Here is a 22,449-nt window from a genome sequence, read left to right as displayed (position 1 = left end):
TGATTGTAATGACTTTTTTTGCATGTTTTGTAACAAAATTGAAACAAATAATGGTTGTTTAAACTTATTATGAAATTGATTGTATGTGTAAGTAAAGCATAGATATATTTAGTCCGATCCTATATTGAAAAATGACATCTACCCCAATTGATCCTTTAGACTTTTTGAATAGCAATACGCATGGTTTGCAATCCGGCTCACATACGGATTTAGTGCAACTGTTGCTTTATGAAATAATAAGGGTGAAAGATTTAATAAAATATTACGACTCCATCCCTAACGGAGCGGGCCAGCTTGGCTCGTCAATTCTTAATGAGCTGGTATCAGAGGCTTACAACTCCCTCGTGAACTATGATACCGTGTTGATGAAAAAATATTACGATTTGCTGCTCAATTGCGATTAGCACTGCGCGGCAATTGTTAATAACGTGTTATTTTTCCTCATTTTATACTTGTTTTTATCATACTTCTGAAGTATTTACTTATCCGTTTTAAGTAATTATTATATTTGGGGCATGAATCACGTAATTGCGCCATCAATATTAGCTGCCGATTTTGCTAACCTGCAAAGGGATATAGAAATGGTAAACAGCAGTGAGGCCGACTGGTTTCATGTTGACGTGATGGACGGGTTATTTGTACCCAATATTTCCTTTGGTTTCCCGGTGATCAGCGCGGTAAAAAAGCATGCTCAAAAGCCGCTTGACGTGCACTTGATGATCACCGATCCTGACCGTTATCTTAAAGCATTTAAACAAGTCGGTGCCGATAGCATTACCGTGCATTACGAAGCTTGCCCGCATTTACACCGTACCATACAGGCGATAAAAGAGCTGGGTTGCAGGGCAGGAGTGGCGTTAAATCCGCATACGCCGGTAGCTTTGCTGGAAGATATTATTACCGATCTTGACCTGGTATTGATCATGTCGGTTAATCCCGGCTTTGGCGGTCAAAAATTCATTGCGAATACGTATAAAAAAATAAAACAGCTTAAACAGCTGGCCAATGAGCGCAACCCCAATTTATATATTGAAATTGATGGTGGTGTTGATGAAACCAACGCAGCAACGTTGATTGAGGCCGGTGCTAATGCCCTGGTAGCAGGCAGTGCAGTATTTTCGTCGGCCAGCCCGGCCGGAACGATATCAGCATTAAAGCACGCACACAGCCTGTATAAGGCGTAACTGACCAAACACTTACCATTAATTCTGATCTGTTAAAACAGATGCCGGGAGTTCAAAAAAAAGCAAATAAAGTCTACATACTTTGTCAAATTTATTAACTTCGGCGCGTCTAACAGATAATTGTAAACAGGTGATCCCCAAGGGTCACAACTCGCTAAATATATGAAACATAATTTCGGTGCCGGTCCGGGCATTTTACCACAGGAAGTTTTAAAACAAGCCGCAGCGGCGGTAATTAATTTTAACGGAACAGGGCTATCATTACTTGAAATATCGCACAGATCGGCTGAATTTGAGGCTGTGTTAGATGAGGCAGTAAGCCTGGTGAAAGAACTGTTTGAAGTGCCATCGGGTTATTCGGTATTGTTTTTACAAGGTGGTGCAAGCACCCAATTTGCTATGGTGCCTTATAACTTGTTGCCTGAAGGTGGTAAAGCCGCCTATGTAGAATCGGGCGTATGGGCTAATAAAGCATTAAAAGAAGCTAAATACTTTGGTACTGTTGATGTAGTTGCTACCTCAAAAGAGAGCAATTTCAATTACATCCCCAAAGATTTTGAAGTGCCTGCTGATGCAGCTTACTTACACATTACATCAAACAATACCATTTACGGTACGCAGTTACAACAGTTCCCGGCATCACCGGTACCGTTGGTGTGCGATATGTCGTCAGATATTTTCAGCCGTAAGGTTAACGTGGCCGATTTTGGTTTGATTTACGCGGGCGCTCAAAAAAATATGGGCCCGGCAGGTGTTACCCTGGTAATTGTTAAGGATGATATATTAGGCAAGGTTGATCGTAAAATACCGGCTATGTTTAACTACCAAACACAAATTGAAGGTGGTTCAATGTACAATACGCCGCCGGTGTTTGCTATATACGTATCTATGTTAACGCTTAACTGGCTTAAGGCTAAAGGTGGCGTTGAGGCTATTGAAAAAGATAACCTGGCTAAATCAAAAGCATTATATACCGAGATTGACCGTAACCCGCTGTTTAAAGCAGTAGCCGTTCCGGAAGATCGTTCGCACATGAATGTTTGCTTTGTGGCCGAAAACCCTGAGCACGAAAAACCATTCCTTAAACTTTGCGATGAAAAAGGTATCGTTGGCTTAAAAGGCCACAGAAGCGTAGGCGGTTTCCGTGCCTCAATTTACAACGCGTTGCCAATTACCAGCGTACATGTGCTGATAGAAACAATGCAGGAATTTGCTGAAAAGAATAAATAATATAGTCAGTAGTCATCGGTCATTAGTCAGTTTTAATTGACTAATGACCATTGACCAATAACCAAAGACATCATGATTAAAATATTAGCTAATGACGGTATTGACCCGGCGGGTAAAGCGCTTTTAGAGGCAGCCGGTTTTGTAGTAGATACCAACAACATACCGCAGGAAGAACTGCCTGCACGTTTAAACGAATACGATGCCATTACTGTACGCAGCGCCACCAAAGTGCGCAAGGCGTTAATTGACGCTACACCAAACCTTAAACTGGTTGGCCGTGGTGGTGTAGGCGTTGATAATATTGATGTAGACTACGCTAAGGAAAAAGGTGTAGCGGTTTATAATACCCCGGCATCTTCATCATTATCAGTTGCCGAACTGGTATTTGGCCATTTATATGGCGGTGTTCGTTTCTTGTACGATAGTAACCGTAAAACTCCGGTTGAAGGTGCTACAAACTTTAACGGACTGAAAAAGGCTTACGCTAAAGGTGTTGAGCTTCGTGGCAAAACTTTAGGTATCCTTGGTTTTGGCCGTATCGGTCGTGAGGTGGCAAAAATTGCCATTGGTGTAGGTATGGAAGTTATCGCTTATGATCTTTTTCCGTTCAACCCCGAAGTAGAAATTGTATTAGGCGGTGGTACCAAAGTTAACGTTACTGTTAAAACCGCATCATTTGAAGAGGTTTTAAAAAAATCTGATTTTATTTCATTGCACACACCATTTGTTGACAAACCATTGATTGGCGCTGCCGAAATTGAACTGTTGAAAAAAGGTGTTGGTTTGGTAAACTGCTCACGTGGTAATCTTATCGACGAAAGCGCTTTAATTGAAGCTTTAGATAGCGGCAAAGTGGCTTTCGCTGCACTGGATGTTTTCGAGAACGAGCCAACTCCTCGTCAGGATATATTAAGTCACCCTAAAATTTCTTTAACCCCGCATATTGGCGCAGCCACTAACGAGGCACAGGAAAGAATAGGCGTGGAGCTTGCCAACCTGATTATCGATCATTTTACAAAAGCATAAGCACGAATCTTTGTGAGATGCAAATTAATTTAGGCGAATTGCACTAAGACCAGAAAATTGTGTATTAAGAAAGGGATTAATTACACGGGCTTTAAATCCGTATAATTAATCCCTTTTAATTTGTGTAATACGCCGTAATTCTAAAAATTCGTGTCTATTTTATAGCTCATAAGCCACATCCTTTTCGGGGATGGTAACATTGTAGCCATCTGCTGTGAGGCTTTCGGAAAGGGCTTCCATGCTGCCGGTTTCGCCATGTACCAAAAACACGTTTTTCAGTATTGATTTATCCTGATGTTTGATATTGTTGATCAGGTCATCATGGTCGCCATGCGCGCTGAGCACGTCGGTTTGTTTAATGGTGGCATAAACGGCAAGTTCGCGATCTTTAATATGCACGATAGGATCACCGCGCAATAAACGGTGGCCCAGTGTTCCCTTAGCGCAATAACCAATGAACAGGATGGTACAATAATAATTTTGAATATTATAAAATAAGTGATCCTGTATACGGCCACCCTCCAGCATACCTGCCGATGAGATGATAATGCAAGGCTCGAAATAGTTGGATACCTGCCTGCTGTCTTTCAGCGTTTCTACATAAGTAAGGTTATCAAAATCAAACTCGTCGCCTTTTTTATTGTAGAATTCCTGCGCTTCTTCGTTTACGAGGTTATGGTATTTTCTGAAGATACCTGTTGCCATTACCGCCATGGGGCTATCAACAAATACTTTTACAGCGGGTAGTTTACCACTGGTGAAGACCTTATTTAGAGCAAATACTAATGACTGCGTGCGCCCAATGCTAAACGCCGGGATGATCAAACGGCCTTGTTCTTTAATGCAGGCTTTTTCAATAGTTTCAATCAGGGTATCCTCAACGCTTTTATCTTTTGTGTGGTACCTGCCGCCATAAGTAGCTTCAGAAACGATGTAATTAACCGCCGGAAGTTGTTCAGGATCATTGAGTACAGGATAATTTTTACGACCGATGTCGCCTGTAAAAGCTATAGTTTTTTCCTCGCCGTGATCGTTGATCTTAAGTACTGCCGCAGCCGCGCCCAACAGGTGTCCAACAGGTACAAAGGTCAGTTCGATATCGCCATTCAACCTGAACGGACGGTTAAAGTTAATAGTGATAAAACGCTCAACAGTATCCATTACATGCTTTTGCAGGTATAGTGGCTGCGCACCGCTGTTAAATTTCCCTTTGCCTTTACCATGCTTGCGGCCTTTATTAGCCTTATGCATAAATATACTTACCGAATCCATTAACAACAATTCGGTCAAATCAGCTGTCGGTGGGGTGCACAATATCTGCCCCTGAAAGCCCAGGCGCACCAGGGTAGGCAAGTTGCCCGAATGGTCGATATGGGCGTGGGTAAGTATCACCACGTCAATTTCTTCGGGCCTGAACGGAAAGTTTTCGTTGCTTTGAATGTTGCGGTCTTTTTCGTAATCGAGGCCGCAATCAACTAATATTTTGTATTGTCCAATCTCCAGCAAATGCATGCTCCCGGTTACTTGCCGGGCTGCTCCATGTATAGTTAATTTCATTCTTTATCGTCTATAGCCCATAGTCCAGCAGACCATAGCGTTATGCAATGTTAGCTCAATATATGTAAAAACATATTAAGCTGTATTACTGCGTAAATAAAACTTGTTGTTTAAAGTGCTTCAAAGTCAATGATCACACTGTCGCCTAAGTTTAATCCCAGCAGGCCGCTGGCATTGCCCTTGTTTATGGCAATCTCTAAATGATCGCTTATACCAAACAGGCAAAGTTTTTCGCCCTCGGGCACCTCATTGTAATGCCAGCTGAGGTGGTTAATGGTTTCGTTGCGCTTAAAGTACAACGTAAACCGCCTTCCTTGCTGTATACGGTTAAAAAAGTCCTTGGTTATATTGGTTATCACATTCTGAAAAGAATCTACATAGATCACCGCGCCCTTAATGAGGTTTTTTTCAACCACGGGTTGCAGGTTCATTTTCTTTTCAATACCACTTACCCTTAAACCAATCTCCTCAATATCGTCGCCTTTGGCCAGGTGGCATGCCGCCTTTACAAAAATATCCGCCAGCGGGAAATGCAAAAATTTAAGGTCCTGCATAATGTTGATCTCAAATATATCCTCGGGCTCTTCGTCAAACATCAGCGAGAATATACCATTATCGGCACCCACAAAATAGTGGTTCTTGTATTTAATGGCCAGGTATTTTGTAAAGGTGTTGTACACGGTATCAATCCCGATGAGGTGCACTGTTTCATCCGGAAAATAGTGATAACTATTTTTTAAAATGAACGCTGCCTGCTGTATATTGAAGGCCGAAACACTGTTGGTGATGTCAACTATATTTACTGTGGGTAATAATTTCAATATACTACCTTTAAGGGCAGCCTGATAAATGTCTTTATCGCCCAAGTCAGTAGTTAAAGTTATTATTGCCATTAATTTTTTAAATATTTATTGCTAATCTTGTAGTAGCTATTAAGGCTACAAATATCAATTTTTAATTCATAAATTTCGGATACTAAAAATCAATTTATATTGAACGAACTTAAATTATCCATAGAAAATGTTAACCCGGCGGTGCTGTGGGGGCCTAATAATGATCATTTTGAGATCATTAAAAAGCAGTATCCAAAACTGAAAATTGTTGCGCGGGGTAGTGAGGTTAAGGTATTGGGCGATGAGCATGAGATATTACTGTTTCAGGATAAGTTCAATGTTTTAGTACAGCATTTAGAGAAGTACGAAAGCCTTAGCGTAACTGATATTGAGCGTATTATGGGTGCAAAAGCATCTGCTGCGCCGGCTGCCGATTCGTCTCCTGATAAAGGAAACATGGGAGAGGTAATTGTGTTTGGCCCTAATGGTATAATGGTGAAGGCGCGTACCGCCAACCAGCGCCGTATGGTTGATAGCATCGCTAAAGACGACGTACTGTTCGCCATTGGCCCCGCCGGTACCGGTAAAACTTACACCGCGGTTGCACTGGCGGTAAGGGCGCTCAAGAACAAAGAGATCAAGCGCATCATACTAACCCGCCCGGCGGTTGAGGCAGGGGAGAACCTGGGCTTTTTACCGGGCGACCTGAAAGAAAAGATAGACCCGTACCTGCGCCCGTTATACGACGCGCTCGACGATATGATACCGGCCGAAAAGCTGAAACTATACCTGGAGAACCGCACTATTGAAATTGCCCCGCTGGCATTTATGCGCGGCCGTACGCTGGATAATTGCTTTGTGATATTGGATGAGGCCCAAAACGCTACCGATATGCAATTGAAGATGTTCCTTACCCGTATGGGCCCTACAGCCAAGTTCATAGTAACCGGCGACGTAACCCAGATAGATCTTCCCAAAAAACAACAATCGGGCTTACACACCGCGCTAAGGATATTGAACGACATAAAAGGCATCGGCATAATTTACCTGAGCGGCGAAGACGTGGTAAGGCACAAATTAGTAAGACGCATATTAGAAGCTTACGGAGATATACAGTAATAGTATCGAGTAATTAGTATCAGGTATCAAGACAGAATTGCCTTAAAACCTTGCTAATTACTTGATACTTGATACTAACTACTTGATACTAAAAAATGAACGCGATAAAAGAAACACATTTTAACTTTCCGGGGCAAACAGCATTTTATAAGGGGAAAGTACGTGACGTTTACACTATAAATAATAAATATCTGGCCATGGTGGTTACCGACCGCATCTCTGCATTTGATGTGGTATTGCCGGAGCCAATTCCGTATAAAGGACAAGTTTTAAACCAGATAGCCGCCAAGTTTTTGCAGGCAACTGCCGATATTGTACCTAACTGGGTAGTTACCGTGCCCGATCCGAGTGTTACCATTGGCCGTATTTGCGAGCCGTTTAAGGTAGAGATGGTGATACGTGGCTACTTAGCAGGACACGCGTGGCGCGAATACAGTGCAGGCAGGCGTTCGGTTTGTGGTGTTGCATTGCCCGAGGGTTTAAAAGAAAATGATAAACTGCCCGAGCCTATCATAACGCCTACAACAAAGGCTGCTGTAGGCCATGATGAGGATATTTCTAAAGAAGACATACTGGCTAAAGGCATCGTATCTGCCGAAGATTATGCTCAGCTTGAAAAATATACCCAGGCATTATTTAAACGCGGTACGGAAATTGCTGCTAAACAGGGGCTGATACTGGTGGATACCAAATATGAATTTGGCAAAGCCGATGGAACCATTTACCTGATTGATGAGATCCATACGCCCGATTCGTCGAGATATTTTTATAGTGAAGGATTTGAGGAACGCCAAAACAATAATGAGCCGCAAAAACAGCTTTCAAAAGAGTTTGTGCGTAAATGGCTTATAGAAAATGGCTTTCAGGGTAAGGACGGGCAAACCATACCGGAGATGACAGAAGAAAAAGTACTGTCGATATCGGAAAGGTATATTGAGCTTTACGAGCAGATCACCGGCGATAAATTTGTAAAGCCAGAAAATGATAATGTATTGAACAGGGTAGAGCAGGGTGTAAAAACCGCGCTTGAGCAATTATAAAATTCTCTTTAAACACAAAAAAAAATTATATTAGCTTTTTAATTATACAACAATGAAATTTACTGTTGACAAACACGAGAAGTATATATTGGTGAAGCTGAATGAAAATAAGTTAAATTCATTGGTTACCCCTCAGCTTAAATCAGAGCTGATCCTCATCAATACCGAAGGCCAGAGAAATATAGTGCTCGATCTTTCGCAGGTTAAGTTTGCCGATTCATCTGGCTTAAGCAGCCTGCTGGTTGGTCACCGTTTATGCAAAAACGCCGAGGGTTTATTTATTCTTGCCGGTTTAAATGATTCGGTTTCGCGCCTGGTTACTATTTCGCAATTAGATAATGTGCTTACCGTTGTACCTACAACCGAAGAAGCTATCGACCTTATCTTTATGGAAGAAATAGAAAAAGAATTAAAAAGAGAACTAAAATAATATTGTAACTGTTTTCCGGGTATGAGATTTGATGTAACGATACTTGGAAGCAGTTCTGCAACGCCTATATATAACAGGAACCCAACCTCACAGGCGTTAAATATTAACGATCATTACTATCTGATTGACTGCGGCGAGGGTACTCAGCAGCAAATGTTACGCTTTGATGTAAAAGCGAGCCGCATCGATCATATTTTCATCAGCCATTTACATGGCGATCATTACCTTGGTTTAGTAGGTTTACTTTCATCATTGCACTTAAATGGCCGTATAAAGCCGCTTAAGCTGTACGGACCGGCGCCGTTGATGGAGATCATCAACCTGCAATTAAAGTACTCTGAAACGGTTATTCAATACGAAATTGATTTCAGGGCTACCGATGCCACCAAGGCCGAAGTTATACTGGACAACCAGGACATCATTGTAGAAACCATCCCGCTCGATCATCGTATACCTTGCACCGGTTTTATCTTCAGACAAAAGAAACGTTTGCGCAAGCTTATTAAGGATAGGATAGACAAGCTGCAAATACCCGTGCCCTATTTTAGCGCGCTCAAAAAAGGCGGCGATTATACTGCGCCCGATGGAAAGGTATATGCCAACGATGAACTCACTACGGCTCCCGACGAGCCTAAAACGTATGCTTATTGTTCGGATACAATGTATAATTCAAACTATTTTGAGCAGATAAAAGGCGCGACATTATTGTACCATGAGGCCACCTTTTTGCATAACATGCACGACAGGGCTTTACAAACACACCACACCACCGCCTTACAGGCCGGTGAGATAGCCGTAATAACACAAGCCCAGCGATTACTCATCGGGCATTTTTCGGCAAGGTACAAGAGCTTAAATGAGTTGCTTGAAGAAGCACAGAGCGTTTTCCCTGAAACGGAATTGGCTATTGAAGGAAAAACGTTTATTATCGGGGATTAAGGTATCGGCTTTAAAAAGCTATAAGTATTCTTATTATATACGCGTCATTGCTGCGAGGAACGAAGCAATCCCCGATCTACAGAGTTGCTCTGTATAGTTTAGAGATTGCTTCGTTCCTCGCAATGACGCGTTTAGTTTTATCAAGTCAAATCAGATCAATCTTTCCCGCCGAATATCGAGAAGCTTACGTAGCGTTTAGGATGGGCCTTAAGATCGATAAACAGGTTGTTCAGGTTTAAAGATGCATCACTCAGGTTTTTATACATGGTGGTGTCGTTCAGTAATAAACCTAATGAACCTTGGCGGCTGTTAATTCTGCTGGTAGTAGCTTGCAGGTCGGCCACCATCTTATCGGCATTAGCCAGTGTATTCTTAATATTTGAATTAGCCAGATCACCGCTGAATTTTTCGAGATTGGTAGCGATGCCATCAAAATGCGCCGCGGTAGCTTTTAAATTACTGGATACCGTAGCAGCATTAAGCATTACAGTATTGATATGGCCAGATTGGGAACCCACCAACGCGTCTATCTTTTTAGTAGTACCCTCTAAAGTTTGCAATGAGTTGGCAATGCTCATAAAGCTGCGGTCAACGTTTTTTTCAAACTGAGGGTTCATAATACGGTTGATAGAACCTAATGATGAATCGATCTTTACGATCAATTGCTCTACCTTTTTTTGAATAGGTTGCAGGCTTTCTGCCAAGCTGCCTTGTATATCGGCACGAAGGGTATCTTTATCTTCGGCCATTATTTTGCTGTTACCCAGTTCAAATATGATGGCTTTGCCACCTAAAAGGTCGGTACTTTGCAATTGCGCAAGCGTATTTGAGGGGATATCATATTTCGGGTCAATCTTAAATTCAACAATGGTACGTCCGTCTGGCTGCAATTCCATACCCGAAACACGACCAATCTGGTAGCCGTTCACCAGTACCGGTTTTGATACGGTTAATCCTTCTACACTTTTATATATCGAATAAAATTTGTTCGACCCGGAAAATACGTCGTTTCCGTTAAGATAGCTGTATCCCAATATCAGGATAGTGATACCTATTGCCGTAAAGGCGCCTATTTTGGTTTCGTTAGTTATTTTCAAGGTAGTGTATGTTTAGATGAATATGTGTTAAATTTTAATTTTCAACCTGTTTTTTATAGTTCTTAATCGCTTGCAGCACTGATGCTACAATTTCGTTTTGTCCTTCTTCTGAAGTTAAATAAGCCTCATCGTCAGGATTATTGATAAACCCGGTTTCAACCAGTACGGCCGGCATGGCAGTATGGTCAAGCACCAGTACAACCTGCTCTTTAACGCCCGCGCTTACACGGCCATCAGTATCGGTAAACTCATTATCAATTAAAGTAGCCAGTCGGATACTTTGTTTACGGTATTTATCTCTAAAGGTATTCAACAAGATAACCGAAGCCGGGTTTTCGGGATCGTAGCCCGCGTAGTTATCTTTGTAATCCTTTTCCGCATAAATAACCGCGTTTTCACGTAAGGCTTCTTCCTGTGCGCCAACCCTGCGCGAACCGTAAACCAGTATCATAGCTCCTTTTCCTGAACGGTTAGGAACCGAAACTGTTTTATATATAGGTATCTTTTTACCTTTCTTGCCTTTTTTATAGCCGGTTACTTCAGTAACGCGACGGCCGGCCAATGAGTTACAGTGAAGAGAAATAAATAACTGTCCCTGGTTTTTGTTGGCGATATCCGACCGTCTGTGCAACTCGATAAAGTTGTCGTCGGTACGTGTCATGATCACGTTTACATCTTTTAAATCTTTTTCTATGGCTTTTTGTAATTTTAATGCCAAAGCAAGCGTTACAGTCTTTTCATTGGAATGGGAACCAAAGGCGCCGGGATCGTGGCCGCCGTGGCCGGCATCAACAACAATAGTTTTTATTTTAAAACCTGACGTTTGAACAGTGTCTCTTTTTGGTTTACCATCATCATTTTGAAAAGAAGAAAGTGTAAATAAAATAAGTAGCAGGGGGAAGTAATAATTCAATCTTTTCAATGTTTTATTTTTCATTATGTTTGAGCGCTGTTTAACTATATCTGCAAAAATACTATTCATAATCAATTTTGAAATTCGTTAGTCTATTTTTTCTGCTCGCAATTGTTTTAATAGTGAATGTGATAGCTGCCGGAAACAAGAGCGGAAACAGCAAACATAAACTATTAAGAGATACTATTATAAAACTCGACCCAAATTCGGCACAAGACCGGAAATTGATGCGGGGAATTAAAAAAGCAGCTCCCAAACCTGTTGTAAAAAACAACGGCACCAAAAAAGATACCATCCCGAAGGATACCACTAAACGTGATAGCACTAAAAAAAGTACCTTAATACCGGGTGCAGGTACATTACAGCCCGGTGGTGAAGATACGACAGTAAACGACCCCGATGGTTTAAAATCGGAAGTAAAAGCGACTGCCGAAGATTCAACCATTTTTGATAAAGAAAAGAACATCATGTACCTGTATGGCCGTGCCCGGGTAACTTATGAAGATTTTGAGCTGGATGCCGATTATATACGTGTAGACAATAAGAACAATACCATTTTTGCCGCCGGTAGCATTAACCCGCGTACACACCGTTACCAGGGCAGGCCTATATCAAAACAGAAGAATGATAAGCCCCTGTATTCGGATTCGTTGCGGTTTAACATGAAAAGCAAAAAGGGGAAGATCTATAACCCGGCATCAGAGCAGGATGGTAACTTTATTTCGGGCGGGCAGGCAAAAAAGCTGAACGAAACTGAAGTAGCTTACCGCAATGTACTTTTCAGTACCTGCGATCTGCCTTATCCCGAAACACACTTCGGTATAGTAATTACCAAGGGTATCGGCGAAAAAAATAAGATCATATCGGGCCCGGCATACCTGGAGATAGCGAATGTGCCACTGCCGCTGGCTATCCCGTTTGGTTTCTTTCCCAAGCCTAACACGCGCTCTTCGGGTGTGATATTGCCAACTTTTGGTGAAGATCAGCGTTACGGCTTCTTCCTGCGTAACCTCGGTTATTACATCGCTTTTAACGATTATCTGGACATGACCTTTAATGGTTCATTTTATTCAAGAGGATCATACGAGTTGAGCGGTGCAGGCCGTTACCTGAAACGTTATAAATACCAGGGTAACCTTACATTGAGTTACGGTTCGCACAATATAGGCTTACCGGGCGACCCTGCCGCGAAAGACTTTAACATTGCCTGGACGCACAGCCAGGACCCTAATGCGCATCCGGGAAGTACATTCAGTGCATCGGTAAACGCGGGTACATCAAGTAACTTTATTAATAATGGTGCCAGCCAGGGTTATAACTTACAGCAGTTAACCCAAAATAACTTCCGTTCGAGTATCGCGTATGGTAAAGTATGGGCGGGTACGCCTTTCAACTTAAACGTGAGCTTAAGCCATAGCCAGGATATTACCCGTAAGCGTGTAACGTTAGATCTGCCTACGGTAGCCTTCAACATGTCTACCCTTAGTCCGCTGGATAGTAAAGACAGAGTGGGTGAGGCGAAATGGTATCAAAAAATTACAGTAGGTTACTCTTTCCAGGCAACTAATAAACTGAACGATATCCCGGAGGCTGATCTGTTCACCAAGCAAACATTAACCAAACGTTTGCAAAATGGTTTCCAGCATCAAATACCTATCGGTTTGAGTTTGAACGTACTTAAGTTTTTCCAATTTAGTACATCAGCCAACTATAACGAGCGCTGGTACCTGCAAACCATTCGCAAAAGCTACGACAGGAATAATACGAACGTAGGTTCAAACGTAGCTACTATTGATACGGTAAGCGGTTTCGCAAGGTCGGGTGAGTATAACCTGAGCGCTGGTTTTTCAACCAAAGTATATAGCCAGGCTAACTTTAAAGGTAAAATATCTGCGATAAGGCACGTAATGACGCCAAATCTTAGTTTCAGTTACAAGCCTGATTTTTCGTCACCGGGCTATGGCTATTATCGTACGGCGGTAAGTAACGCTTCGTTACCATATACGGCTACGGCGCAAACCTACTCTATATTTGAGCAGTCTATTTACGGCGGACCATCAGCAGGCCGACAGGCGGGCATAGGTTTTAACGTTGATAATACGATTGAAGCAAAACTAAGGCCGAGCGCTACCGATACTTCGAATACTCCCCGGAAGATCCAGATACTACAAGGTTTATCATTCTCTACCTTTTATAACTTCGCGGCCGATTCAATGCGTTTGTCGAAGATCAGTTTCTCGGGCCACACCGCCTTCCTGAATCAAAAGGTGAACGTAAGTTTTAACGGTTTGCTTAACCCTTATGTGGTGGATGTGCGAGATTCTATCAGCAACGGTGCTATTACTCGTTATTCCCGCGAGCGTAACCGCTTTACCTGGCAGGATGGTAAGTTCCCGAAACTGGAAAGCTTTGGTTTCTCCATGAGTGGTAGTTTAAACTCAACATCCATCAACCCAAAAAGGAAGCAGACTGACGCGAATACGATACAGAATATGACGCCTGAACAGGCACAAAAACTGGCTTATATTAACAGCGACCCATCGGCTTATATCGATTTTAATATTCCGTGGAATGTGTCGTTCAGCTACAATTTTCAGTATCAGAACAGTGGTGTATTAAAAACCACTACCAATACCATTCAAATGAGCGGCGACTTTAGCTTAACGCCCAAATGGAAGGTACAATACTCTACCAACTACGATTTGAATGCCATGAAGCTGAGTAGTGCCACATCGTTCGCAATTTACCGCGATCTGCATTGCTGGGATCTTTCGGTACAATGGCTGCCGTTTGGGTATTTCAAGTCGTATAACGTAACTATCAAGGTAAAATCATCTATATTGCAGGACCTCAAACTGACTAAGCGCAGCGACTACAGCGCTAACCAGTATTTTGGAGGCTATTAAACTATGTTAGCAGAAATTATAACAATAGGCGACGAAATACTTATCGGCCAAATTGTTGATACCAATTCGGCGTGGATGGCGCAGGAGCTTAATGCCATTGGCATCAGGGTGAAACAGATCTCGTCCGTATCGGATGACAAGCAGCATATCCTCAACGCGCTAAAAGAAGCAACGGGCAGGGCCGATATTATTTTTATAACAGGCGGCCTTGGCCCCACAAAAGATGATATCACCAAAAAAACACTGGCTGAATACTTTGGCGTAGGCATGGTAGAAAATGCTGAGGCGCTGGAAAATGTGACCAATATATTCAAGCGCTATAACCGCCCTTTACTGGAGGTTAACATTCAGCAGGCCCTTGTGCCCGAAAATTGTGAGGTAATACTTAATAAGAACGGTACCGCGCCGGGTATGTGGTTTAACCATAACGGCAAAATATATGTATCGATGCCGGGAGTACCCTTCGAGATGATGTATATGATGGAAGAGCAGGTGTTGCCGAAAATAAAGTCGGTAGCGCAATTACCGGTCATTATCCATAAAACCATTTTAACGGTAGGCGAGGGCGAGTCCTTTTTGGCCGAACGCATTGCCGATATTGAAGATGCCCTGCCGCCATATATTAAACTGGCTTATTTACCTAAATTGGGTATGGTAAGGTTGCGTTTAAGTGGATATGGCGAGGTAGAAGAGTCTTTACTACGAGAAAAAATAGAAGAATATGCCTCAAAAATAATTGAGCGCGTAGGCAATGTGGTAGCCGCTACTGAAGATATTACGTTGGAGCAAGCTATCATGAACCATATGGCCGCTAAAGGCTTTACACTTTCAATAGCCGAGAGCTGTACGGGCGGATATATTTCGCACCTATTTACACAGCATCCTGGTTCATCGAGGGTGTTTTTAGGCGGTACTGTTTCGTACTCAAACAATTTGAAAGAAAGTATACTGGGCGTTGAGCATCAAACCATTGTACAATATGGCGCGGTAAGTAAAGAAACCGCCACCGAGATGGTTGAAGGCGCATTGCGCAACTTTAAATCTGACTATGCCATAGCGGTTACCGGTATAGCCGGCCCTGATGGCGGTACGCCTGAAAAACCTGTAGGTACGGTTTGGATAGCAGTGGCATCAACACAACAAACTATAGTAAAGCTGTTCAATTTTAACAATAAAAGGAAGCAGGTAATAGAGCGTTCGGCCATAAGTGCGCTGGGCTTATTAAATAGTTTACTGAACAAATAGTGCGTAATACTGCGCAAATACTTATTTTTGACCTACCAACTGTATATCATATATGGCGAAATATCAACTTTTACTACCTAAAATGGGTGAAAGTGTTGCGGAGGCAACTATAATAAAATGGGTAAAATCTCCCGGAGATTTTATTGAAGCTGACGATACAGTAGTTGAAATTGCTACAGATAAGGTTGATTCAGAGGTGCCATCACCCGTATCAGGCAAACTGGTTGAGCTATTATTTCAGCAGGACGATGTTGTGCAGGTAGGCGATACTATAGCCATTATTGAAACCGAGGGCGCTGATGAACCATCGAATGATTATCAACAACAGCCCGAGCAAATAAATAACAATTATACAAACGATACCGCTTATCAGGCACCTGTTGTTGAAACACCACAACCGGTGATAACTCAACAATTTGAACCTGAAGTGAATATTCCGGGTACTGAATTGCTGACACCGCCGCCTGTTACTGCTCCACAGAATTTTAAAGATACGGCCAGGTTCTATTCTCCATTGGTGAAAAGTATTGCCGCTACCGAAGGAATTGGTTTAGCAGAACTGGATAGTATTCCCGGTAACGGTGCCGACGGACGTTTAACTAAGGACGACCTGATCGCTTATATCAACAGCGGCCGCAGGGCGCAGCCTGTATACGAAGCACCTCAACGGGAAACGGCTCAGCCGGTAACACCAGTTGCTGAATTTAATCCGCCTGTTACACCACCATCTGCACCGGTTTCAATACCACAGCCTACACCGGCGCCTGCTGTATCATTATCCGGTGGAGATGAGATCATTGAAATGGACAGGATGCGTAAACTGATTGCCGATCACATGGTGATGAGTGTGCAAACCTCGCCGCATGTTACCTCGTTTGTTGAGGCCGATGTAACCAACCTGGTTCAATGGCGCGATAGGATAAAGGGCAAGTTTGAAAAACGCGAGAACGAAAAAATAACCTTTACCCCGATATTTATCGAGGCGGTGGTAAAAGCGATAAAAGATTTCCCGATGATCAATATATCTGTAAATGGTAACCAGATCATCAAAAAACGGGATATCAATATAAGTATGGCTACAGCACTGCCAAGCGGTAACCTGATTGTGCCGGTTATTAAAAAAGCCGACGGTTTAAATTTAGTAGGCATCACCAAAGCCGTTAATGATTTGGCCGCTCGTGCCCGTGCTAATAAACTACAGCCCGACGATATTAAGGATGGTACGTTTACCATTACTAACGTAGGCTCGTTTGGTAACGTGATGGGCACACCTATCATCAACCAGCCGCAGGTAGCTATTTTAGCAGTAGGCACCATTAAAAAGAAACCTGCTGTAATTGAAACACCACAGGGCGATACCATTGGCATCAGGCAAATGATGTTCCTGTCATTATCTTACGATCACCGTGTGGTTGATGGAATGCTGGGCGGCTCATTTGTGCGCCGCGTGGCCGATTACCTGGAAAACTGGGATGTGAACCGCGAATTGTGAACAGATAATTTATAAAACGCTATAAAAAAAGAAAAGCTTCCGGGAGGAAGCTTTTCTTTTTTTTAGTTACAACCGTATTACCTACTAAAATAATTCGGCTGCTTGTTTTGATGCCGTAGCTAAGCTGACCCCTGTTAGCTGATCGGCGAAGGCAACGAATGCCCTCTCTTCCAATATACGGTATTGGTTATCGATCAGATTTTGCAAATTAACTTTTCCTACAATATACTTATAAGTGTCTGATACATAGCGCTCGTGAATGTGTTCAAAGTTCAGCGCTTCTACCAAACTATCATTTTCGTAACGTAAGTAGATATTCAGCTCAATATCATTGGTGAATTTAAGGTTGCCCTTTTCTTTGGCTTTCTTATATTCGTAATGGTAATCATAACGCAAGGCAGTAATGTCCGATAGCACGGCGGCACCGGTTGGATGACCACCGGCTCCCTTACCGAAAAAGAACTGCTGATCTGCAAAGGCCGCCTGTACCACAACGCCGTTGTATTCGTACTCTACGTTGTATAAAAACTCGCTTTCGCCTACAAATTTCGGCAATACAAACAAAGCAACGTGGCCTTTATCAAGCTCTTTAATTACCGGTACCAGTTTTACTTTTAATCTCTTTTCGCGGGTGTACTGTACATCATTGGCCGATAGGGTTTGTATACCGATGTTCAATACATCATCGGGGTTCACAACCACACCATAAGCATGTGCTGCCGCGATAACTGCTTTGTATTTGGCATCAAAACCACCAACGTCTGATGTCGGGTCGGTTTCGGCAAAGCCCAGATCTTGCGCTTGTTTTAATGCGCTGTCATAATCCAGGCCATCTAAGTAACCTTTTGACAGGATATAGTTCGATGAACCATTGAAAATACCGCTTACCGAGTGCAGTAATTCGTTATCATAATACTCTTCGAGATTACGGATGATAGGGATACTGCCGCAAACCGAACCTTCGTATAATAATGATGTACCGTATTCGTGCTGAAGATCAATTAGTTCGTTCAAATAAGTAGCGATCATCTTTTTACTGGCCGATACTACGTTTTTGCCCGATTTAAGCGCTGTAGATACAATCTCATAAGCAGCTTCGGTATCATTGATCAGTTCGATGATGGTATTTATTTCCGGATTGTTCAGCAGTTCATCCTTATCAGTAGTGAAAAGGGTAGAAGGCAGCGAACGTTGCTTGTCCGGGTTTTTTATAGCGATCTTAACGATCTCCAGGTTTAAATTCTTTGTCTTGATGATATCATACAATCCTTGTCCAACAACTCCAAATCCAAATAATCCAATAGTTAGTTTCTTACTCATTACGCAATTCGTTGCAATTCAATAATCTTTCCCTTAACATCTGTTTTAAAGAAAGAGGTGATAATATTTGTTAAAGCTTCTGTTTCAATTAAAAATCCATCGTGCCCATAAAGCGAATCAAATTCAGAGAATGATGCCTTCGGGATATGCTGGAAAAGGTATTGTTGTTCTTCTACCGGGAACAGCACATCTGATTTTATGCCGATCACTAATGTTTTGGCTTTGATAAGGCTCAATGCTTTTTCAACGCCGTTACGGCCGCGGCCTGCATTATGCGAATCCATCACCTTGGTTAAATACCAGTAGCTGTAGGCGTTAAAGCGGTTCACCAGTTTTTCGCCCTGGTAACTTTGATAGCTTGATGCCTTGTAGTTGTCGGTTCTGTTATCGTCATCTTCCTGCTGGGTTACATTGTAGGTTTTATAACCACGGTAAGATATTAAGGCAATGCTGCGCGCTGCTTTTAAACCTTTAGCGCCGCCATCGGGCGAGTTGTTATAGAAAGTGCGGTCGGCAGTTAATGCCAATCTTTGCGACTCATTAAAAGCAATACCCCATGATGAATGACGGGCATTGGTAGCTATCAGTATCAGATTTTTGATACGCTCCGGCTCAATAATCGACCATTCTAACGATTGCTGGCCACCTAATGAACCACCGATAAGGATATGGATATCTTCGATATTCAAATAATCAGCCAGTAGCTGATGCGCCTTAACAATATCCCTTATGGTAAATTGCGGGAATGCCAAATAATAAGGCTGCCCGGTAACCGGGTTTGTACTTAGCGGATTAGTAGTACCATAAGGCGAACCCAAAATATTGGCACACACAATAAAATGTTCTTCGGGATTAAAATAGTTATCCGTACCGAATAAACCCTGCCACCAATCAAGCACGTCGGAATTGGCGGTCAACGCATGGCACACCCAAACCACATTATCCTTGTTTTTGTTCAGCTTGCCGTAGGTATTAAAACCTATTTCAAGATCATGCAACTCGCTGCCCGACTCAAGTTTAAATGTTTTAGTGTACTTAAATACTTCTGTGTTCATATATATTATTTAAGTCCCTCCCCAACGGAAGGGACTTTTTAATTTGTATAGCCCGCGCTAAATGGTTTACACCAATTCGGCTTCGGGTTGTTTTATTTTATTGAAGGCTTGTTCAAAATCGCCTTTAATATCATCAATATGTTCAATACCAACGGCTACACGTAACAGGGTAGGCGTAACACCGGCAGAAAGTTGCTCTTCATCACTCAATTGCTGATGCGTAGTAGCAGATGGCTGTATGATCAGCGTTTTCGCGTCGCCCACGTTTGCCACATGGCTCACCAGTTTAAGGCTGTCAATTATTGCACCCGCGTTTTCTTTATCGCCTTTTACCTCAAATGACAATACCGCGCCAAATCCGTTTTTTAAATACTTTTTAGCCAGCGCGTTATACGGTGATGATGCCAAACCCGGATAGTTTACTTTGGCTACCAAAGGATGCTGTTCCAACCATTTGGCCAGTTCGAGCGCGTTATCAATATGGCGTTGTACACGTAACGACAGGGTTTCTAATCCCTGAACCAATAACCACGAGTTGAATGGTGATTGCGACGGACCGAAATCGCGCAGGCCTTCCACACGGGCACGTATAATAAACTGAATATTACCAAACGGACCGCCAATACCGAATACATCGCCAAATACTAAACCATGGTAACCTTCGGCCGGTTCGGTAAATTGAGGATATTTGCCGTTGGCCCAGTTGTAGTTACCACCATCAACTATTACACCGCCAATGCTTGTACCATGGCCGCCAATCCATTTGGTAGCCGATTGTACTACAACATGTGCGCCATGCTCCAGCGGGCGGAACAAATATCCGGCAGCGCCGAAAGTATTATCTACTATTAAAGGAAGGTCGTGTTTTTGTGCAACCGCGGCAATCTTTTCAAAATCAGGGATATTAAAACCCGGATTACCTATGGTTTCGAGGTAAATTGCTTTTGTTTTATCGTCAATAAGGGCTTCTATGTTTTCGGCAGTATCGTCTTTGGCAAAACGCGCGTCGATACCAATGCGTTTAAAGGCTACTTTAAACTGGTTGTAAGTGCCTCCGTATAAAAATGGCGAGGTAACAAAGTTATCGCCAAGCTGTAAAATGTTATTTAAGGCCAAAAATTGCGCTGCCTGGCCGGATGCTGTTGCTAATGCCGCTACACCACCTTCTAAAGCCGCTACCCGTTTTTCAAAAACATCGGTAGTGGGGTTCATTATGCGGGAATAGATATTGCCAAACTCTTTCAGCGCGAATAGGTTAGCACCATGCTCGGCACTGTTAAAAACATAAGAAGTAGTTTGATATAAAGGTACAGCGCGTGAACCTGTTGTTGCATCTGCTTCCTGACCTGCGTGTAATTGTAGTGTTTCGAATTTTAAATTTGTAGTAGACATGATATGTTAAGATTTTAATTGTTTGTAAATGATCAGTTTGTTTTACCGTGTGCGCAAAGCAGGATAATAGCATCCCGATAGGAGCAACACGCGTATTTTTCAGGAAAATGAAAATGGGAACGTGTTACTGAATCAACAGCAGCAACACATACAAATACAAATAGCAAATGAATTGCCGGTTGGGGTAACCTGTTGTATCTTACTTTCTTTAACTTGTACTAAACTTTTCATGGTGGTTAATTTATATTCCCCGGGATCCATTCTCCGGGCCAGGAATTGGCACCTTCTTCAAATTGAAGGGTTGCCAGTGGGTTGTTGAGCCTGATCTCTCGCCACTTCTTTATAAACCAAAATTCGCCGGTTGGCGGAACAATGATCTTAATATTTGCTACCAAATAATGTTTCAAAGATATGTTAATTGAATACTTATCTCCAAATTTTATTTTTATTTATGCTTAAAAACTGTTAAAAGCCGCTTCAAGGTCGGCAATAAGATCATCAATATGCTCTAAACCTACTGATACCCTAAGCAGGTTTCGGGGCGTTTTGGTGTCGGGCCCTTCTACCGATGCACGGTGTTCTATCAGGCTTTCAACACCACCCAGGCTGGTGGCTTGTGTAAACAGCTTTACACTATTTACTACTTTACGGGTATCATCTTCGCTGCCTTTTATGCAAAAAGACAGCATTCCGCCAAAGCTCAGCATTTGCGCCTTAGCAATATCATGCTGTGGGTGCGATGGCAAACCCGGATACATTACACGTTCTACCTTCGGATGGTCTTGCAAAAATTGTACTAATAGCTGCGCGTTATTTACATGACCACGTACACGGTAAGGCAGCGTTTTAATACTGCGTACCAAGTAATAGCAATCCATAGGCGAGGGGATAGCGCCACCCATTTCCTGTACCTGGCGGATCTTTAACCACCAGTCGCTTTTTTCAGCGGCAATTAATGCGCCGCCCATCAGGTCGCTGTGGCCGCCAAAGTATTTTGTAGCCGAGTGCATCACCAGGTCGGCCCCTAATGCGATAGGTTGCTGGCATACAGGTGTGGCGAAAGTATTATCGCACACTACTTTAATACCTTTGGAATGGGCTATGGCAACTACCTTTCTAATATCGGTAAGCTTCAATAACGGGTTCGATGGGGTTTCTATCCATATTACACCAGTATTGGATTTTATATGCTGTTGTAGTAATTCGGTATTGTTCACATCAATAAAATCGAACTCCAGTATACCGGCAAAAAGATTTTTGATCTGGTTGCGCAAACCATGGTACATATCATCGGGTAATATAATATGTGTGCCCGCAGGTAACGATTGAAATACCGCCATGCCCGCGGCATTGCCCGATGAAAACGCTGCTGCCTCAACACCGCCCTCCAGTTGAGCAAGTACCTGCTCTAAAGCGCTCCGGTTGGGGTTGGATGAACGACTGTATATATAACCTCCCGGATAACTGCCATCTTCGCCACGTTCAAATGTGGTCGACATGATGATGGGCTGTATCACCGCTTTCGTGGTTGGGTCGTTATGGTTGCCGGCGTGTATGGCTATGGTTTCGATATTCATAAGGCAGAAAATTATGCCCCAAATTAAGCAACATTAATTTATTTGATTGTAGCGTTCACAATAATATTACCGTAATAAGTTTAAAACCCCAATG

Annotated in this window: 19 protein-coding genes and 1 riboswitch; of the genes, 11 read left to right on the top strand and 8 right to left on the bottom strand. The window is 42.7% G+C overall.

The window, feature by feature from the left end:
* Positions 1–131 precede the first annotated feature (131 nt).
* The 4 genes from AC07NA_RS03385 (at position 132) to AC07NA_RS03370 (ending at position 3,440) form a co-directional block, all read left to right on the top strand.
* On the top strand, positions 132–404 hold the full coding sequence (locus AC07NA_RS03385; protein ID WP_345209317.1) for a hypothetical protein: 273 nt from the start codon (positions 132–134) through the stop codon (positions 402–404).
* A gap of 111 nt (positions 405–515) precedes the next feature.
* Complete coding sequence (gene rpe, locus AC07NA_RS03380) at positions 516–1,184, top strand: ribulose-phosphate 3-epimerase (RefSeq protein ID WP_494895667.1); 669 nt, start codon at positions 516–518, stop codon at positions 1,182–1,184.
* A gap of 162 nt (positions 1,185–1,346) precedes the next feature.
* Positions 1,347–2,414 (top strand): 3-phosphoserine/phosphohydroxythreonine transaminase, encoded by a 1,068-nt coding sequence (gene serC / locus AC07NA_RS03375; protein WP_494895665.1) that lies wholly within the window; start codon positions 1,347–1,349, stop codon positions 2,412–2,414.
* A gap of 72 nt (positions 2,415–2,486) precedes the next feature.
* A complete protein-coding gene (locus AC07NA_RS03370; RefSeq protein WP_494895663.1) occupies positions 2,487–3,440 on the top strand; it encodes a D-2-hydroxyacid dehydrogenase in 954 nt (317 codons plus the stop codon).
* A gap of 159 nt (positions 3,441–3,599) precedes the next feature.
* On the opposite strand, the gene AC07NA_RS03365 is transcribed toward AC07NA_RS03370, so the two are convergent.
* Together AC07NA_RS03365 and AC07NA_RS03360 are read right to left on the bottom strand one after the other, a co-directional pair.
* Positions 3,600–4,997, bottom strand: a complete 1,398-nt coding sequence (locus AC07NA_RS03365; protein ID WP_494895661.1) for an MBL fold metallo-hydrolase — start codon at positions 4,995–4,997, stop codon at positions 3,600–3,602.
* A gap of 110 nt (positions 4,998–5,107) precedes the next feature.
* Positions 5,108–5,890: an SAM hydrolase/SAM-dependent halogenase family protein gene (locus AC07NA_RS03360; protein ID WP_345209312.1), complete on the bottom strand. Its 783-nt coding sequence runs from the start codon at positions 5,888–5,890 to the stop codon at positions 5,108–5,110.
* Between the two features lie 99 nt (positions 5,891–5,989).
* Between AC07NA_RS03360 and AC07NA_RS03355 the strand changes: the two genes are divergently transcribed.
* The 4 genes from AC07NA_RS03355 to AC07NA_RS03340 all read left to right on the top strand — a co-directional run bounded on the left by AC07NA_RS03355 (position 5,990) and on the right by AC07NA_RS03340 (position 9,358).
* Positions 5,990–6,949, top strand: coding sequence for a PhoH family protein (locus tag AC07NA_RS03355; RefSeq protein WP_345209311.1), 960 nt, complete (start codon positions 5,990–5,992; stop codon positions 6,947–6,949).
* A gap of 95 nt (positions 6,950–7,044) precedes the next feature.
* The gene (locus tag AC07NA_RS03350) at positions 7,045–7,989 is read left to right on the top strand and encodes a phosphoribosylaminoimidazolesuccinocarboxamide synthase (protein ID WP_494895658.1); all 945 of its coding nucleotides are present in this window, start codon (positions 7,045–7,047) and stop codon (positions 7,987–7,989) included.
* Between the two features lie 52 nt (positions 7,990–8,041).
* On the top strand, positions 8,042–8,419 hold the full coding sequence (locus AC07NA_RS03345; RefSeq protein WP_345209309.1) for an STAS domain-containing protein: 378 nt from the start codon (positions 8,042–8,044) through the stop codon (positions 8,417–8,419).
* Positions 8,420–8,440: 21 nt separating this feature from the next.
* Complete coding sequence (locus tag AC07NA_RS03340; RefSeq protein ID WP_494895656.1) at positions 8,441–9,358, top strand: ribonuclease Z; 918 nt, start codon at positions 8,441–8,443, stop codon at positions 9,356–9,358.
* A gap of 155 nt (positions 9,359–9,513) precedes the next feature.
* Here the strand turns inward: AC07NA_RS03340 and AC07NA_RS03335 are convergent, their stop codons facing one another.
* Entirely contained in the window at positions 9,514–10,455 is a 942-nt protein-coding gene (locus AC07NA_RS03335) for an MlaD family protein (protein ID WP_494895654.1), read from the bottom strand.
* Positions 10,456–10,489: 34 nt separating this feature from the next.
* Positions 10,490–11,392, bottom strand: a complete 903-nt coding sequence (locus AC07NA_RS03330; RefSeq protein WP_345209306.1) for an N-acetylmuramoyl-L-alanine amidase family protein — start codon at positions 11,390–11,392, stop codon at positions 10,490–10,492.
* 98 nt (positions 11,393–11,490) lie between these two features.
* Here AC07NA_RS03330 and AC07NA_RS03325 point away from each other — a divergent pair, with 98 nt between their 5' ends.
* Genes AC07NA_RS03325 through AC07NA_RS03315 form a run of 3 tightly spaced genes read left to right on the top strand, consistent with a single transcriptional unit; the run spans position 11,491 to position 17,011 of the window.
* The gene (locus tag AC07NA_RS03325) at positions 11,491–14,274 is read left to right on the top strand and encodes a putative LPS assembly protein LptD (RefSeq protein WP_345209305.1); all 2,784 of its coding nucleotides are present in this window, start codon (positions 11,491–11,493) and stop codon (positions 14,272–14,274) included.
* A gap of 3 nt (positions 14,275–14,277) precedes the next feature.
* Positions 14,278–15,519 carry a competence/damage-inducible protein A gene (locus tag AC07NA_RS03320; RefSeq protein WP_494895651.1) on the top strand — a complete coding sequence of 414 codons (1,242 nt, stop codon included), beginning with the start codon at positions 14,278–14,280 and terminating at the stop codon, positions 15,517–15,519.
* 52 nt (positions 15,520–15,571) lie between these two features.
* Positions 15,572–17,011 carry a dihydrolipoamide acetyltransferase family protein gene (locus tag AC07NA_RS03315; RefSeq protein WP_494895649.1) on the top strand — a complete coding sequence of 480 codons (1,440 nt, stop codon included), beginning with the start codon at positions 15,572–15,574 and terminating at the stop codon, positions 17,009–17,011.
* An 84-nt stretch (positions 17,012–17,095) separates the two neighbouring features.
* On the opposite strand, the gene AC07NA_RS03310 is transcribed toward AC07NA_RS03315, so the two are convergent.
* From AC07NA_RS03310 to AC07NA_RS03295, 4 genes are all read right to left on the bottom strand, one after another.
* Complete coding sequence (locus tag AC07NA_RS03310) at positions 17,096–18,331, bottom strand: homoserine dehydrogenase (RefSeq protein ID WP_494895647.1); 1,236 nt, start codon at positions 18,329–18,331, stop codon at positions 17,096–17,098.
* On the bottom strand, positions 18,331–19,386 hold the full coding sequence (locus AC07NA_RS03305; RefSeq protein WP_494895645.1) for a homoserine O-acetyltransferase family protein: 1,056 nt from the start codon (positions 19,384–19,386) through the stop codon (positions 18,331–18,333). The genes AC07NA_RS03310 and AC07NA_RS03305 overlap by 1 nt, the downstream gene beginning before the upstream one ends.
* Positions 19,387–19,452: 66 nt before the next feature.
* Entirely contained in the window at positions 19,453–20,778 is a 1,326-nt protein-coding gene (locus AC07NA_RS03300; RefSeq protein ID WP_494895643.1) for an O-acetylhomoserine aminocarboxypropyltransferase/cysteine synthase family protein, read from the bottom strand.
* Positions 20,779–21,016: 238 nt separating this feature from the next.
* Positions 21,017–21,127, bottom strand: a riboswitch (SAM riboswitch).
* A 106-nt stretch (positions 21,128–21,233) separates the two neighbouring features.
* Positions 21,234–22,355: a trans-sulfuration enzyme family protein gene (locus tag AC07NA_RS03295; RefSeq protein WP_494895642.1), complete on the bottom strand. Its 1,122-nt coding sequence runs from the start codon at positions 22,353–22,355 to the stop codon at positions 21,234–21,236.
* Positions 22,356–22,449: the final 94 nt, after the last annotated feature.

This window comes from Mucilaginibacter sp. GW821-FHT07G05 (genome assembly GCF_059418565.1).
This window is presented reverse-complemented; position numbering and strand designations above follow the sequence as displayed.

What these genes read in the sequence shown, in the direction of transcription:
- AC07NA_RS03385 (WP_345209317.1), top strand. Translation starts at nt 132, where the DNA reads ATGACATCTACCCCAATTGATCCTTTAGACTTTTTGAATAGCAATACG.
- rpe (WP_494895667.1), top strand. Translation starts at nt 516, where the DNA reads ATGAATCACGTAATTGCGCCATCAATATTAGCTGCCGATTTTGCTAAC.
- serC (WP_494895665.1), top strand. Translation starts at nt 1,347, where the DNA reads ATGAAACATAATTTCGGTGCCGGTCCGGGCATTTTACCACAGGAAGTT.
- AC07NA_RS03370 (WP_494895663.1), top strand. Translation starts at nt 2,487, where the DNA reads ATGATTAAAATATTAGCTAATGACGGTATTGACCCGGCGGGTAAAGCG.
- AC07NA_RS03365 (WP_494895661.1), bottom strand. Translation starts at nt 4,997, where the DNA reads ATGAAATTAACTATACATGGAGCAGCCCGGCAAGTAACCGGGAGCATG.
- AC07NA_RS03360 (WP_345209312.1), bottom strand. Translation starts at nt 5,890, where the DNA reads ATGGCAATAATAACTTTAACTACTGACTTGGGCGATAAAGACATTTAT.
- AC07NA_RS03350 (WP_494895658.1), top strand. Translation starts at nt 7,045, where the DNA reads ATGAACGCGATAAAAGAAACACATTTTAACTTTCCGGGGCAAACAGCA.
- AC07NA_RS03345 (WP_345209309.1), top strand. Translation starts at nt 8,042, where the DNA reads ATGAAATTTACTGTTGACAAACACGAGAAGTATATATTGGTGAAGCTG.
- AC07NA_RS03340 (WP_494895656.1), top strand. Translation starts at nt 8,441, where the DNA reads ATGAGATTTGATGTAACGATACTTGGAAGCAGTTCTGCAACGCCTATA.
- AC07NA_RS03330 (WP_345209306.1), bottom strand. Translation starts at nt 11,392, where the DNA reads ATGAAAAATAAAACATTGAAAAGATTGAATTATTACTTCCCCCTGCTA.
- AC07NA_RS03320 (WP_494895651.1), top strand. Translation starts at nt 14,278, where the DNA reads ATGTTAGCAGAAATTATAACAATAGGCGACGAAATACTTATCGGCCAA.
- AC07NA_RS03315 (WP_494895649.1), top strand. Translation starts at nt 15,572, where the DNA reads ATGGCGAAATATCAACTTTTACTACCTAAAATGGGTGAAAGTGTTGCG.
- AC07NA_RS03310 (WP_494895647.1), bottom strand. Translation starts at nt 18,331, where the DNA reads ATGAGTAAGAAACTAACTATTGGATTATTTGGATTTGGAGTTGTTGGA.
- AC07NA_RS03305 (WP_494895645.1), bottom strand. Translation starts at nt 19,386, where the DNA reads ATGAACACAGAAGTATTTAAGTACACTAAAACATTTAAACTTGAGTCG.
- AC07NA_RS03300 (WP_494895643.1), bottom strand. Translation starts at nt 20,778, where the DNA reads ATGTCTACTACAAATTTAAAATTCGAAACACTACAATTACACGCAGGT.
- AC07NA_RS03295 (WP_494895642.1), bottom strand. Translation starts at nt 22,355, where the DNA reads ATGAATATCGAAACCATAGCCATACACGCCGGCAACCATAACGACCCA.